This window comes from Chryseobacterium cheonjiense (genome assembly GCF_012927265.1).
GTDB classification, from domain to species: domain Bacteria; phylum Bacteroidota; class Bacteroidia; order Flavobacteriales; family Weeksellaceae; genus Chryseobacterium; species Chryseobacterium cheonjiense.
In genome coordinates this window covers 343,487-358,087 of record NZ_JABBGF010000003.1, presented here as the reverse complement: position 1 = coordinate 358,087, position 14,601 = coordinate 343,487, and the positions used below count along the sequence as shown (strand labels likewise).

The 14,601-nt window shown below is 36.8% G+C and carries 11 protein-coding genes; 6 read left to right on the top strand and 5 right to left on the bottom strand.

From position 1 onward, the window contains the following. Positions 1 to 69 precede the first annotated feature (69 nt). From HHL20_RS16495 to HHL20_RS16485, 3 genes are all read left to right on the top strand, one after another. Positions 70 to 417 carry a YkvA family protein gene (locus HHL20_RS16495; protein WP_169232266.1) on the top strand — a complete coding sequence of 116 codons (348 nt, stop codon included), beginning with the start codon at positions 70 to 72 and terminating at the stop codon, positions 415 to 417. A 154-nt stretch (positions 418 to 571) separates the two neighbouring features. Then, on the top strand, positions 572 to 1,951 hold the full coding sequence (pyrF, locus tag HHL20_RS16490; protein ID WP_169232265.1) for an orotidine-5'-phosphate decarboxylase: 1,380 nt from the start codon (positions 572 to 574) through the stop codon (positions 1,949 to 1,951). Positions 1,952 to 2,007: 56 nt separating this feature from the next. Beyond that, on the top strand, positions 2,008 to 4,824 hold the full coding sequence (locus HHL20_RS16485; protein WP_228463213.1) for a gluzincin family metallopeptidase: 2,817 nt from the start codon (positions 2,008 to 2,010) through the stop codon (positions 4,822 to 4,824). A 69-nt stretch (positions 4,825 to 4,893) separates the two neighbouring features. On the opposite strand, the gene HHL20_RS16480 is transcribed toward HHL20_RS16485, so the two are convergent. The 3 genes from HHL20_RS16480 to HHL20_RS16470 all read right to left on the bottom strand — a co-directional run bounded on the left by HHL20_RS16480 (position 4,894) and on the right by HHL20_RS16470 (position 7,572). Further along, a complete protein-coding gene (locus HHL20_RS16480; protein WP_169232264.1) occupies positions 4,894 to 5,751 on the bottom strand; it encodes a lamin tail domain-containing protein in 858 nt (285 codons plus the stop codon). Between the two features lie 159 nt (positions 5,752 to 5,910). Next, on the bottom strand, positions 5,911 to 6,699 hold the full coding sequence (locus tag HHL20_RS16475; RefSeq protein ID WP_169232263.1) for a T9SS type A sorting domain-containing protein: 789 nt from the start codon (positions 6,697 to 6,699) through the stop codon (positions 5,911 to 5,913). Between the two features lie 87 nt (positions 6,700 to 6,786). Further along, positions 6,787 to 7,572 carry a T9SS type A sorting domain-containing protein gene (locus tag HHL20_RS16470; protein ID WP_228463212.1) on the bottom strand — a complete coding sequence of 262 codons (786 nt, stop codon included), beginning with the start codon at positions 7,570 to 7,572 and terminating at the stop codon, positions 6,787 to 6,789. Positions 7,573 to 7,758: 186 nt separating this feature from the next. Between HHL20_RS16470 and HHL20_RS16465 the strand changes: the two genes are divergently transcribed. The 3 genes from HHL20_RS16465 to dusB all read left to right on the top strand — a co-directional run bounded on the left by HHL20_RS16465 (position 7,759) and on the right by dusB (position 13,307). Then, positions 7,759 to 10,971: a hypothetical protein gene (locus HHL20_RS16465; protein ID WP_169232262.1), complete on the top strand. Its 3,213-nt coding sequence runs from the start codon at positions 7,759 to 7,761 to the stop codon at positions 10,969 to 10,971. 218 nt (positions 10,972 to 11,189) lie between these two features. Beyond that, complete coding sequence (locus HHL20_RS16460) at positions 11,190 to 12,209, top strand: T9SS type A sorting domain-containing protein (RefSeq protein ID WP_169232261.1); 1,020 nt, start codon at positions 11,190 to 11,192, stop codon at positions 12,207 to 12,209. 99 nt (positions 12,210 to 12,308) lie between these two features. Continuing rightward, a complete protein-coding gene (dusB, locus tag HHL20_RS16455; RefSeq protein ID WP_169232260.1) occupies positions 12,309 to 13,307 on the top strand; it encodes a tRNA dihydrouridine synthase DusB in 999 nt (332 codons plus the stop codon). 56 nt (positions 13,308 to 13,363) lie between these two features. Here the strand turns inward: dusB and deoC are convergent, their stop codons facing one another. Together deoC and HHL20_RS16445 are read right to left on the bottom strand one after the other, a co-directional pair. After that, on the bottom strand, positions 13,364 to 14,110 hold the full coding sequence (gene deoC / locus HHL20_RS16450; RefSeq protein WP_169232515.1) for a deoxyribose-phosphate aldolase: 747 nt from the start codon (positions 14,108 to 14,110) through the stop codon (positions 13,364 to 13,366). A 2-nt stretch (positions 14,111 to 14,112) separates the two neighbouring features. Next, the gene (locus tag HHL20_RS16445) at positions 14,113 to 14,583 is read right to left on the bottom strand and encodes an Lrp/AsnC ligand binding domain-containing protein (protein WP_029295841.1); all 471 of its coding nucleotides are present in this window, start codon (positions 14,581 to 14,583) and stop codon (positions 14,113 to 14,115) included. Between the last annotated feature and the right edge of the window lie 18 nt (positions 14,584 to 14,601).

The window sequence follows — 14,601 nt, the reverse complement described above, 5'->3', positions numbered from 1 at the left end:
AGTAACAGGCTATTGGTACAGAATTTGTCAATTAAGTACCGTTGTAGAATTATTAAAATGAAACACAAAATGAAATATTCAAAATTAAGTCTGGCAAAAGAAGCCATCAATCACAAGGGATTTGTGAAAAAAATTCCCGACATCTTCAGAATGGTAAGAATGTGGAGGAAGGGAGAATACCCGATGCGGTCCATTGATATTATTTTGCCGCTTTTAGGAGTATTGTATATTATTTCACCAATTGATATTCTTCCGGAAGTTGCCGTTCCTGTGATTGGTGTGCTGGATGATCTCGCAGTTTTATCACTCACGATACCAAAACTCATTAAAGAAGTCGACAAATTTTTACTGTGGGAAGCCGAGCGCAAATACAATACAGACAATACGAAAGTAATTAACGCAGAAATCATTAATTAATAAAAACATCCTCTTCGGATGTTTTTTTGTGGTTACGGAGAAAGATTAGTCTAAAAATTTTTCTTAAAAAATTTCACTATTTACCTACGAAGTGAAATTCACAATTGACTTTCAACATCATTTCCTTAAATTTGCAAACATCTAATAAAAAATAATGGAAAGTAAAAAAGAATTCTTTTTAGAGTGTTATAAACTGGGCATCATCAAATTCGGAAGATTTACCTTAAAAAGCGGTATCGAAAGTCCGTTTTATGTAGATTTAAGACCTTTGGCTTCAGATCCGAAAATCTTGAAAAACTTAGCCAATTATTTACTGGATATGCTTCCTTTAGATAATTTTGATCTGATCTGCGGAGTTCCTTATGCTGCACTTCCGATGGCCACAGCAATGTCTCTTGAAAGCTATATTCCATTAATTATTAAAAGAAAAGAAGCTAAAAATTACGGTACCAAAAAACTTATTGAAGGAATTTACCAGAAAGGGCAAAACTGCCTTTTGGTAGAAGATGTCATCACTTCAGGGAAATCTTTGATCGAAACCATTGCAGAGGTTGAACAGGAAGACATTAAAGTAGCTGATATTGTAGTGGTTCTGGACAGAGAACAAGGCGGAAAACAACTTCTGGAAAGCAAAGGGTACAGAGTTCATACCCTTTTCAATATATCGGAAGTATGTTCTATTCTTTGGGAAAACGGAGAATTATCTGATGATGAAGTAAAAAGAATTCAGGATTTCTTACTTGGAAACCATATTCAGTTTGAAGAAAAAACAAGAGCTTCCTATGAACAGAAACATCATACGGCACAGCATTCCGTTTCTAAAAAACTATTAGAAACAGCACTGGCAAAACAATCAAACCTTATTGCTTCTGCCGATGTTACCACCACCCGGGAATTATTAGATCTTGCCGAAAAGGTTGGCCCTCATGTAATTGCTTTAAAAACACATATCGACATTATATCTGATTTCGAATACGAAAAAACAATTACCCCCCTGAAAGCTTTGGCTGCAAAACATAATTTTTTGCTTATGGAAGACAGAAAATTTGCAGATATCGGGAATACTCAGGAACTTCAGTTTACGAGCGGAGTATTTAAAATTACAGACTGGGCAGATTTCGTAACCTCTCAGGTGATCGGAGGGTTTGAATCATTAGACTGCTTTAAAAACGTTGGGGTTGTCGCGATTATCGGAATGTCTTCAAAAGGTGCTTTAACGACAAGTGCTTACAGAGAAGAAGCCTTAAAAATAGCAGCTTCGCATCCCAATGTTATCGGAGGCGTTTCCCAGAACCAGCTTCCTGAAGAAATGCTTTTGTTTACGCCGGGCGTCAATCTTGCAGATTCAGGTGACGGAAAAGGACAGCAATACAATACTCCGGAACATGTATTTAAAACACTTCACACCGATTTCATTATTGTAGGAAGAGGAATATATCAATCTGAAGATCCGGCTGAAGCTGCCATTCTTTATAAACACTCAGGCTGGAATGCCTATCTGAACTCTTTGGAAAAAAGTATAACTCAAAGTTAAATTTATTTTGGCAGACTTCTGTAAAATAAGTTATATTTGAACTTAATCACGGGTAATTGAGAAATATTTTCATTGGTTTTGCTTTGTTTTTGGGTGTTGTAGATATTGCAGCACAAAAGGACAGCATCTATATTGAGGCAAAATTGTCTTCAGATAAAAAAATATTAAGTGTAAACCAGGAAGTGGTATACCACAACAATTCGGAACATACCCTCAATACAGTAAAGCTTTTGAACTGGGTATCTGCTTACAACAAAAGAAATACCTCTCTTGTCTACCGAAAGCTCGAAGACCGGAATACAGATCTTCACTTTGCCAAAAAAAATGAGCTGGGAAAATTAATTAATTTACAAATTCAGAGTTCCGACGAAGAAATTCCGGTAAGCAATATTTCTGACGAGAATTTTTTTCTCCCATTAAAAAAAGCCCTACAGCCCGGAGAACAGGTAAAATTAAAACTGCGGTACGAAATTCAGCTTCCTGACAAAAAATTTACCGGATACGGAACTTCAGATAAAAACGCAGCATTAAAATATTTCTTTATTGTTCCGGATCGCTTTGATCCGGACAATATTTCCAAAAGAGATTACCATGATATTGAAGAATCCGTAAGCTTCAATACCTACTGGACGGTAAATTTTGACCTTCCGGTTAATTATTTTATTGAAAGTAATCTTCAGCAGTTTCAGATGAACTCATTCAGAGGATATCTTGATTCTGATCCAGAATTCCTTATTTCGCAGAATGAATACCCTTCAATTACCGTAAACAGCGATGACATCAGAACTGAAGTAAGATTCGGTTACAATCTGACACCTGAAGAAAAACAGAACCTGGAATTTTATCTTCCGCTTCATCTGAAATTCATCAAAGACAGGATTGGTATGATTCCTGAAAGGATTTTCATTTCAGAGAAATTCAGAACGAAAGAAGATTTCTTCGGAAATAATGATATTACCTTCTGGAAATTCAGATTTCAGCTCTTTACGGATGCTCAGAAAACAGATCTTGATTATTTCGGGATTGTAGCGAAAAAAGTCTTAGATGAAAGCGTTATTACCGATAAACAGAATTACCATTGGTTTAAAAACGGATTAAAATCTTATCTTGAAATTCAGTATTTGAAAAAGTTTTATGGTGATACCAAATTATTAGGCAGCCTGCCCGAAACCAAAATTTTCGGAATGAAGCCTTTAAAACTTTTTTATGCTTCCGATGTAAAGCTTATCGAACGGTACGGACTGGCCTATCAGTACATCATGTCCCAAAACCTTGATCAGAAAATCGACGAGAAATATGCAGTTCTGAGTAATTTTAATGACATGGCCATCAGCAGTTTTGAGACCGGCACGTTATTCAATTATTCGGCTGATAAAATGGGCTATGAAAATTTTGACAGCCTGGTACAGAATTTTATTGCAAAAAATACGGATAAGGAAATCAATCCCAATGACTTTATCAAAGAGTTGGCAGAAAAAGACAAAAGAACAGCTTATCTCTCTGATTTTTTAAAACATAAAAACAGAATTAATTTTAAACTTAAAAGATTTCAGAAAGAAGGTGATTCCCTGCACATAAAGGTTACTAAAAATACATTCTCTAATATTCCGGTAAAACTGGAAACCGAATCTAAAGACGGTGATAAAAAAGAATATTGGGTAGATACCGAAATCAGTGAAAAGACAAAAACGGTAACAATTCCTGATAACAACACCTATAAAATTACGCTGAACGACAATTATATTTTCCCGGAAGCCAATTACAGGGATAATTTTCTGTATGCAAAAGGATTTTTTTCCAACATGAGAAAAATTAAGCTGAAACTGATTAAAGATATACCGAATCCGGAATTCAATGAAATCTACATCAGCCCGAGGGTTCGTTTCAGCAATACCTATGATAAATTTTTAATTGGTTTCAACTTTAAGAACCAGTCTTTTTTTGACCAGAAATTTTTATATTCATTCACCCCCTCTTACAGTACGGGTACGGGAAAACTTACCGGTTCGGGAGCGGTTGCCTATTCTTTTCTTCCGGCCGAAAGTATTTTCAGAAGCCTGACCTTCGGGGTTTCGGGATCTTATTTCCATTATGATTATGATCTTGCCTACCGTAAAGGTTCCGTTTATTCTAATTTTAACTTCAGAAAAAACCCGAGAAGCACGGTAAGCAGGAGCGTCGGAATTTCTTATAATTATTTTGAAAGAGATCTCAGCCCTTTGATGATTGCCAATAATGATTATGACAAATACAATCTGTGGAGTGTAGGCTATGGATACAACGACAGCCAAAGTATTCACGAAAAAAGCCTTGGCATAAATACCCAATGGATGGAAGATTTTCATAAAGTAACGGCAGAAGGCTTTTACCGATGGGAATTTGCACCCAGACAAAAACTCAGTGTACGTCTTTTTGCAGGATATTTCGTTAAAAATAATGCCCGAAACAACACTTTCAATTATGGAATCTCAAGGGTTTCGGATTACTCTTTCTCCTATAATTTATTAGGTCAAAGCGCCACCGGAGGAATTCTTTCGCAACAGTATGTTTTGGCAGACGGAGGGTTTAAATCTTTTATTCCGGGAACCGTCAACAAATGGATTACTTCTGTAAACGTAGATACCAGTGTATGGAAAATTTTCCATGTCTATGCAGATGCAGGATTGTATGACAATAAAAACCAGCCTACCAAGTTCATCTGGGACAGTGGTATCAAAGTAAGGGTGATTCCTGATTTTCTTGAAATCTATTTTCCGGTACAGTCATCATTAGGCTTTGAACCTGGATTCAAAGATTATGGAAAGCGCATCCGTTATACCTTGATTCTTAATCTCAACTCCATTATTAATGCAGCAAGACGGGGTTGGTATTAAGCACTTCTATTTAATAAAAAATGCCTCAGAAATTATTCTGAGACATTGGTATTTTAGATGGTATGAAATTTAATCTTTCAGTATTTTTTGAGAAACCGGTTCATTATTAATGGTACCCGTTACGATATAATTTCCTTTTTGAAGTTCATCCACATTTAATGATTCATTCTCTCTTACAGAGGCCGTTTTCACAACCTGTCCCATCATATTATAGACTTTCACGTCTTTTACATCAGTGCCAAAAACAATTTCACTGTTTTTTACAAAAGTATTTTTAATGAAATTGGCACGTACACCGTTTGAGGATATGTCACTAACCGCTAAAGTTCCTCCCTGCGGCGTTGGCAATCCGATGGTAAAATCAACATTATTGTTGTTGGTATCACCTGAAACTCTTGTAATAGAATTCAGGATCGTAGGTGATGGAGCACTCCCCGCTCCTTCGTACTGATTTGCCGTTCCGTATCCTACAAAATCTAAAACATTGGACGCCGTAGGACCCGTTACCTGAGTTGTGTTGCTAGCTAATGCAACTTTTCCGGAAGTAAGCCCTATCCCTAGCCCGGCACCAACGACCGGACCGGAACCATCGAAGTTCAATACTACATTAACTATAAGGTTCGGATTTACAAGATTGATAATCCCTCCTCCATCGCCACCTTCCTGAATCAGGTATGTCTGTCCTGGATTTAAAGTGATCGTAGGTAAAGTGTGATACTGAGTAAATGCTCCGGTAGCAGAACCGTACTGAATTGTAGCTCCCGTTAATGTAGCCGTTGAATTACCGATGTTTCTCAATTCTATGAAATCATTCGTTAAGGTTGCTCCTAAAAGACCACCTCCTGTGTAAATTTCATTAATTACAATCTGCGCATAAGAACATGCTGCCATCGAGACAAGCCCGATAAAAGTAAATGCTTTTTTCATAATCAAGTGATTTATATGTTAACAAAATATCAACAAGATTAATGCCAAAAAATTAACCATATACCACATTTTTTACGAATTATTCAAATTATAATTAAATAATAAATAAAAAAAAGCCGCTTTTTAGAGCGGCTTTTTTTTATTTTAAGTGTGAATTAACTATTGCTTGATTACTTTTTTAACAATAATATTTCCGTTTTGATTAATCTGTACGAAATTTACACCTACCGGTAATTTTGATGCATCAATGCTAGCAAAGTCGGTTATTTTTTTATTTTCAAAAATTTGTCCAGAAGCTGATACAATTTTTACTTCTGCATTTCCTTTCAGATAAATATCAAATGAATTTTTCACTAGTGTACTTGATAATTTCACGCTATTTTTGATAATTTCAGGATTAACTACACCTAATGAAGAAGATTGAGCCAATACAATATCATCGAAATAAATCGCGCCTGTTGTCACACTATTTTGAGCATATACTCTCAAACTAAGCCTTAGAAATTCGGTTGTTGCCGGACTTGTTGCTGTAGCAGTTACATTTACCCAACTAGCACTATCTGATGTATATGTTGAAGGTTGGAAAGGACTTCCGCTAACAGTTATGTTACTGCTGGCTGTTCTGAACTGAATCCAGTGTCTGGCTCTTGCATTAGGATCATTATCTAACACCCAGTAAGAAACTGTGTAATTGGTATTTCCTGTTGCAGGTACATCAATATAATCTAAATTTCCATTAGTACTTACCGATACTGGTGAAATTTTAGCTGAATTACTTCCTCCGTGAACAAGTGCCGTTTCTTTAGCACCACCGCCCATGCTGAACCAACCGTCTGGTTTAACAGCAGCATCCGTCCATGTTTCAAGATCTCCATTTGAAATCAAATTTTGAGCATTTGTAAATGCACCTACAGCTACAACTGCCAAAACAGTAAAAATTTTTTTCATACTATATAATTTTAAAAATACAGCATAAAGATACAAAAAAAGCATTATTTGGTTAAAATAATGCTCATATTTAATAATTTGTTAAAATTATTTTTTAATAATCTTCTGTGAAATATTTTTTCCGTTTACCAAACCAGTAACAATATAATTACCTTTTAATAAATCTGATACATCAACTGCTTCATTTTCTTTTACTGAGAAAGTTTTAACGACCTGACCTGAAAGATTATAAATTTTCACATTTCCTGTCATTCCGAAGTTGAGTTCAGAATCTACCAAAGTATTTTTTACAAATAACCCTTTTACTTTAGATGATTCATTAACAGCAAGCGAACCAATTGATCCTGTTAACTTCAGATCATCGATTCTCCACTGTGCACTTGAAGTATTTGTAAATCTGATTCTCAAATTTGATGTTGAAGGAATAGTTCCTGTTGGCGTTATAAGTATATAGTTAGAAGTTCCTGCCCCTGTAGCTCTTGTATATGACAAGAGATCCCAAGAATTCCCATCTGTACTTACTTCAACTGTTAATTCATTATTGGCGGCATTGGTAGTTTTAAGCTGCCCAAAACTCATCTGGATATTGCTGTAGCTAGATGTGTCAATCCCACTCACAATAAAGTTTGTTCCTACAGTACCTGTAAAAAATATGTTCCCTCCGCCTGAAGCTCCTATATATCCTGTAGATGATGTGGTAGATCTTACATCAGCAGTGCCTGAATATAGGATTGGCGCCGCATTTTGAAATGAATTTGCAGCAATCGCAGTTGTTGTGGAAGGATTACCCATATTTTCTGAGTAGATTGTAGTTTGCGCAAACAAACTGATGCTTAACATTACTGTAGCAAATAAAGAATAAATTTTTTTCATGTCTTTAAAATTTAATTATTAATAATTTACAGGTCAAAATTACACCAATTTTTCGTCATAAGACAATAATAGGGTTAATTTTTTGTTAATAATAGTAAAACCCTTTCTATAAACAATTTTTGAGTATTTTTACGGATTATTTTTAAAGGCTTGCGGAATTACATTCTGATATTCACGATGTTTTGCATGGGCATTTTCTCAGGAAATGCACAAATATTCACCTGGAAAAATCCCAATCTTCCACAAGATAGTATCAAGCAGGACAGCATTAAACAGGACAGTATTCTTGCCGCCAGATTCGAACAGGATATTTTTGCCAAAGACACGATGGACTTCGTCAAAACCAGCAACCGAATTATTGTTGATGAAGCCGTTCTTGCGAGGAATGATAAAAAAAGATTTCTGGGCGAACTCAATTCTAAAGGTTCCATTATCCGGGGAATTACATTCGGTAACAATCAGGGCCAGTCGGTTCAAAGCTCCATGGATTTGCAGATCTCGGGAAGGCTTTCGAAAGATGTGACGATTCTTGCGAGTATTTCTGATCATAACTTGCCGATTCAGGCAGACGGATATACTCAGACGCTTGAAGAATTTGACAAAATTTATATGCAGCTTAATATCAAGGACAAGTCTATCCTCAGAGCCGGACATCTTGATCTTGTGGAAGCCAAAAATTATTTTGCCAAATATCAGAGACGAAGCATGGGTCTTGAATTTCAGACGGAATTCGGGAAAGATAACAAAACATTTGTAGATGTCTCAATGGGAGTTGCACGAAGTGAATTCCACAGAATCCGTTTTCAGGGAGTTGAAGGAAACCAGGGACCTTACCGGCTTACAGGAAAAAACGGAGAACAGTTTATTACCCTGATCTCCGGATCAGAACAGGTATTTATAGACGGTATTCTGATGAAACGCGGAGAAAACCAGGATTATATTATCAATTATAATACGGGAGAAGTAACATTTACCAGCTTCCGGCCTATTTTCCAGCAAAACTTTATTACCATTTCCTATAATTATACCAACAGGAATTATTCAAGATATTTGTTTACCGGAAAAGTTGAGCATAAAAGAGAAAAACTAAAGCTCGGACTTAACTGGTTTATGGAAAATGACAATAAAAATGCTCCGCTGGCATTGAATCTTTCCACGGAAGATCAGCAAATCCTGGCCGATGCAGGAAATAATCCGAATCTGATGTATGCTCCTTCCGGTGTTATTGCCGAATATGATGTCAATAAAATTCTTTACCGGCTTGTTCAGAATCCTTCGGGAAATTATTATGAATTTTCAACAGATGCAACCCAGACTCTTTATACGGTTTCATTCACGTATTTCGGAGCCAATCTCGGAGATTATAAAATAACACAGACTACCAATAACGGACGGGTTTTCCAGTACGTAGGCCCAAACATGGGAGACTATCGTGCCGTAAGAAAGCTTCCTTCGCCTGAAAAATCGCAGGTATATTCATTCAATTCCGAGTATCTTTTAAAAGACGGAAAAATAGGGGCAGATATCTCATTGAGCAATTACGATGTCAACCTGTTTTCTTCGAAAGATTCTGACCAGAATATAGGATATGCATGGAGGGTCTTCGGAAACAAAACTTTCACCAAAAATAGCTGGAAAGGAACTCCTAATTTTGAGTACCAGTACATCGACAGACAATTTCATATTTTAGACAGGATCAATGATGTGGAATTCTCCAGGGATTTCAACCTTGCACAAGAGTTTAGCGGAAGAACGCAAAACAGGTTTATCTTCAGCTTTTTAAATAAATGGAATAATAAATCTACCCTTAATTACAGAATCAATTATCTTGATGAACAGGATTCTTATAAAGGAGTAAAAAATGATCTGGACTTCGGCTGGATCAGTGGTAAGTTTTTTACCAAAGGAAATTTATCATACCTGAATACCAACGCTATCCTTCAGGATACCAAATTCATCAGAGGTGGCGCTTCTACCGAATATACAGGAAAAAAAGGAAGCTGGGCTATTGGCGGAAGCATGGAGCATAATGAAAAGAAATACAATGACACTCAGCTGATGGATGTCACGAGCTTCAGCTGGAGAGAAATTTTTGTGCAGAAAAAAATCGGTGACAGTACCCGTACAAAACTGCTTACAAAAGTTTATATGCGCGCCAATGACTCGGTACGTGACAACAGGTTGCAGAGAATGAATAACATTTTAGGATTCATGGCGGAAAGCCAGCTTATTAAAACAGAAAAAACAACTTTAAACGCTCTTCTTCATTACCGTAAATTTTTCTACCAGAACCAGGATGTGGATGCTTCCCGAAACAATGATTTTGTAGTGGGAAATATTCTTTATAACCAGCAGCTTTTCAGAAACGGCATGAGGCTACAGGCTTTCTATGAACTGGGAAATGGACAGGAGGCGCAGAGGGAATTCCAATATATAAAAGTAACCGACGGGCAGGGTATTTATAAATGGACAGACTATAATGGCGACGGCGTTCAGCAGCTTGACGAATTTGAAATTGCAGAATATTCGGATCTGGCGCAATATATCAGGATTTACACCAATTCCGTACGGTACATTCCTTCTAATAAAAATAAAATTCAGCTGGCGTTATTTGTAAACCCTTCTGTTGTTTTTAATTCTGAAAACAGATTTCTGAAACGCTGGAATTTTAATATTTCACTGAATTCCCAAAACTCATTTTATAAAAAAGATAAGGTTCTTGTGCTTAATCCTTTTGAGAAAAGTGATGACCAGATCCTGAAGAACCAGAATATTCTGGCATCTGCACAATTCAGCCCTACTGAAAAATCCGGATGGAACGGGAACTATCGTTTCATCTCCAATGACAACCTCATCAATGCGAATTTCAGCAATGAAGAACGGGAGCAGATTTCCCATTTTTTAAATATAGGATATTGGTTTAATAAAGAATTCAGGATCGACTGGGAGAATTCGGTACATGATATCCGGAATTCTTCACAACTATTTGCAACTCGGGATTACCGCCTGAATAATTTCGAAACAAAACCGAAAGCGACCTATAAATTTACTGATGCTATCCAAGCTGAGCTTTCTTCAGCTTTCCGCCAAAAAGACAGGATTGATGGTGAGGAACTTCTCAAAGCTTTTGATATCACCGGAACCATACAATGGGAGCGCAGAAAAACGTCCATCAGGGGGAACTTCTCTTTCATCAATAATAATTTTACGGGAAATAATTTCAGCATTGTGGGCAACCAGATGCTTGACGGGCTAAAGCCGGGAAAAAACCAGGTTTGGAGTGTATTCATCCAGCAGGCACTTAATTCTTTCATTCAACTTAACTTAAATTATGAAGGAAGAAATTCCGGGGACAGAACTATTCACATCGGAAGCATGCAGGTAAAAGCGAGCTTTTAATTCTTTTTTATTTTATTAACTTAAAATATTATTTAGATTAATAATTTCAACCGTTTCTTTATTAACAACAAGATGTAAAATATAAATATACTATTTGTATTAATAAATTTAACCAACCATTTAACAATCAATAACATATACCAATCCAAGCAACAAACTTTCACATTGTTTATTTATAATTATTTTATATTTTCGCATAATAAATAATAAAAAAACACATGAGAAAAATTTTATTTCTTGCGTGCGCTTTCCTGGCACACAGCTTAAACGCACAATTACTTTTAAATGATGATCTCAGCTCCTATACAGCAACTCAATTAAGCGGACAGGGAAGCTGGACAAACAGCTCAAGTACTTACGGAGGAGGTGCCTGTGCCTCATTCGGATGCAGTAATACCAAGGTGGCAGCATTTGCCCAAACTTATACAAACTACAGTTCCGCTACAAATTCTGCAAAAACTATCCCTGACCAGGATGCCGTAGGAAGAAACTTCACACCAATGGCTATGCCGGCCGACGGTACTACTTTTTATTTTTCTTTTTTGGTAAATGCGAGTGCCGTACCTGCAACAACACCTGGAGATTTCATCAGAATACTGAGCGGAGGTGCTTTTAATACAGCAATCAGGATTGCCTTTCAGAATGCAGCAGGCGGCTTCAAAGTAGGTGGATCAAAAAATACAGGCACCAATACTTATTCCACCACAGTATTACCGCTTAACACTACGCATTTAGTCGTGGTAAAATACACCTATAATGCAGGAAGTACAACAGATGACGTAATGTCTATATACCTCAATCCTTCATCTGCAGCAGAACCTACAACAGCAGATCTTACCATTTCCAGCGGAAGTGATTTTGGAAGCACATTAAATCTGGACCGGTTTCAAATAAGAACAAATACAACCAGTATTCCAACAACTAACATTACATCATTTAAGGCCGCTAAACTGTACAGTGACCTTTTCATTACAATCCTGGGAACATCCGAAACAGCAAATGGCAAAAAAGAAGTTAAAATACTTGAAAACCCTATAAGCAGTTCACTGAAAATAGCATTACCGGAAAGCTATAACAGCAAAAAAACCGTTATTACCATTTTCGATACGGCAGGAAGAAAGGTTTTCAAGGAAAGCTATTCCGAAAATATTAATGTTACTTATTTACAAAAAGGTGATTATACGGTTGAAATTTCAGATGGCAACCAAAGGTTTTCTTCTAAGATTATTAAAAAATAATTATTGATAAACACAGAGCTTATTTCAATAACAATTGATAATAAATCCTTTACTCAGAATAAAGGATTTATTTTTTTGAAAAAGTTGTAAATTTGCAGCATGATAAAAATTGGCAATATAGAACTGCCGGAATTTCCGCTTTTATTGGCACCCATGGAGGATGTAAGCGATCCGCCATTCAGAAGATTATGCAAAATGCACGGTGCAGACCTGATGTACTCTGAATTCATCTCTTCAGAAGGGTTAATTCGTGACGCGATTAAAAGCAGAAAAAAACTGGATATCTTCGACTATGAAAGACCTGTGGGAATTCAGATCTTTGGCGGTGATGAGGAAGCAATGGCCATGTCGGCAAGAATTGTAGAAACGGTAAATCCTGATCTTGTTGATATCAATTTCGGTTGTCCTGTAAAAAAAGTTGTCTGCAAAGGCGCGGGAGCCGGAGTTTTAAAAGATATAGATTTAATGGTTCGTCTTACCAAAGCGGTTGTACGCTCAACAAGCTTACCGGTAACCGTTAAAACACGTTTAGGCTGGGACAGTACTTCCATCAATATTGATGAAGTAGCGGAACGTCTGCAGGAAACGGGGATCAAAGCATTGACGATTCATGCCAGAACGCGTGCGCAGATGTATAAAGGCGAAGCAGACTGGGAGCATATTTCAAGAATCAAGCAAAATCCAAATATTGAGATTCCGATTTTTGGAAACGGGGATATTGATTCTCCTGAAAAAGCATTGGAGTACAAACAGAAGTACGCCTGCGACGGAATTATGATCGGAAGGGCTGCTATTGGGTATCCATGGATTTTTAATGAAATTAAACACTTCTTTAAGACCGGAGAGCATTTGCCTGCTCCAACTATCGAAGACAGATTACTGGCCGTTCGCCAGCACGCTGAATGGAGTGCAGAATGGAAAGGAGAACGATTAGGATTGGTTGAAATGAGACAGCATTACAGCAATTATTTCCGTGGTGTTCCTCACTTTAAAGATTTCAGAAAGAAATTCTTAGAAGTATTTACTTTAGAAGAAATGGATGCGCTCATTAAAGAAACTCAGGAGTTTTATACAGAATATTTAGCGCAACAGGCATAAAATAAAAACCATCACTATAAAGCTGATGGTTTTTTTATTACTGTTTCTTTTTTGAATTAATACCCTTCCGAAGCTGACTGATTTTTAATTAAAGCCAAAGCAGAGGAAGTTCCTATTCTTTTTACTCCGAGGCTGATCATTTTTTCGGCATCTTCCGGGGTTCTTACACCACCGGCAGCCTTTACGGGTAATTTTCCTGCGTTATCAAGCATAATCTTTATCCCTTCAAATGTAGCACCGTTTGGTTTCCCTTCTTTAGTTTCATAAAAACCTGTTGAAGATTTTACGAAAATTTTAGGCCAATCATTTTCTGAAAAGTTTTCTTTTGCCCAGATTGAAATATTTTGCGTAAGATCGGCGATTTGTGCATCTGTTAAAGCGGCAATTTCGATGATCCATTTTGCTACCTTATGATTTTGCAGGCACAGCGTGGTACACTTTACAAACTCATTTTTTACCAGATTTAAATTTCCTTGCAGGTAAGCACTGTAATTGATGACAAAATCCAGTTCGTCTGCTCCGTCTGCTATTGCTTTCTCAGCTTCTGCAAATTTTTCATCTACGGAATACGTCCCTTCATGAAAACCGATAACCGTTCCTACTACAACATCCGAATTCCTTTCCTGAATATATTTTTTAATTTCCGAAACATAATCCGGCCGGATCATGACGGCAAAAATTCCGTTATCGATCGCCTCCTGTGTAAGATCTTTATCTTTCTGTAAAGTTTCTTCAGCCGAAAGCCCCGATTGTTCGGGAGTCTTCAGATACGTTGAATCCAAATATTGAGCAATGTTCATAATGTTTATACTTTCAATTGTCTGTAAATACCCTGCTCCAAAGATATGAAAGTTTCTGTTCTTGTCACGCCTTTCAGTTTCTGAAGTTTGCTGAGAATCTGCATAAGGTGATCATTGTCTTTGCAGAGGACTTTCAGGAAAATGGTGTAATTTCCTGTGGTATAGTGTGCTTCCACCACTTCATTAATTTCTTTTAAGGCTTTTACCATATCAGGATAATGACTGGGCTTGTCGAGGAATACTCCTATGTACGAAATAACTTTATATCCTATTTTTTTAGGATTAAGAAATGAAATTGAATTTTCAATCACTCCTGCCTGCTCCAGTTTTTTAATTCTCTGGTGAACCGCAGTCGTTGAAATCCCTACTCCTTTGGAAATATGGGCGAGAGACGTTTTGGAGTTATCCATCAGCATGTAAATAATTTCCTTGTCGATCGAATCCAATTGATAGCTTGTGTTGTCTGAATTTTTCATTCTCTACTAATTTATGTT

What these genes read in the sequence shown, in the direction of transcription:
- HHL20_RS16495 (WP_169232266.1), top strand. Translation starts at nt 70, where the DNA reads ATGAAATATTCAAAATTAAGTCTGGCAAAAGAAGCCATCAATCACAAG.
- pyrF (WP_169232265.1), top strand. Translation starts at nt 572, where the DNA reads ATGGAAAGTAAAAAAGAATTCTTTTTAGAGTGTTATAAACTGGGCATC.
- HHL20_RS16480 (WP_169232264.1), bottom strand. Translation starts at nt 5,751, where the DNA reads ATGAAAAAAGCATTTACTTTTATCGGGCTTGTCTCGATGGCAGCATGT.
- HHL20_RS16475 (WP_169232263.1), bottom strand. Translation starts at nt 6,699, where the DNA reads ATGAAAAAAATTTTTACTGTTTTGGCAGTTGTAGCTGTAGGTGCATTT.
- HHL20_RS16470 (WP_228463212.1), bottom strand. Translation starts at nt 7,572, where the DNA reads ATGAAAAAAATTTATTCTTTATTTGCTACAGTAATGTTAAGCATCAGT.
- HHL20_RS16465 (WP_169232262.1), top strand. Translation starts at nt 7,759, where the DNA reads ATGGGCATTTTCTCAGGAAATGCACAAATATTCACCTGGAAAAATCCC.
- HHL20_RS16460 (WP_169232261.1), top strand. Translation starts at nt 11,190, where the DNA reads ATGAGAAAAATTTTATTTCTTGCGTGCGCTTTCCTGGCACACAGCTTA.
- dusB (WP_169232260.1), top strand. Translation starts at nt 12,309, where the DNA reads ATGATAAAAATTGGCAATATAGAACTGCCGGAATTTCCGCTTTTATTG.
- HHL20_RS16445 (WP_029295841.1), bottom strand. Translation starts at nt 14,583, where the DNA reads ATGAAAAATTCAGACAACACAAGCTATCAATTGGATTCGATCGACAAG.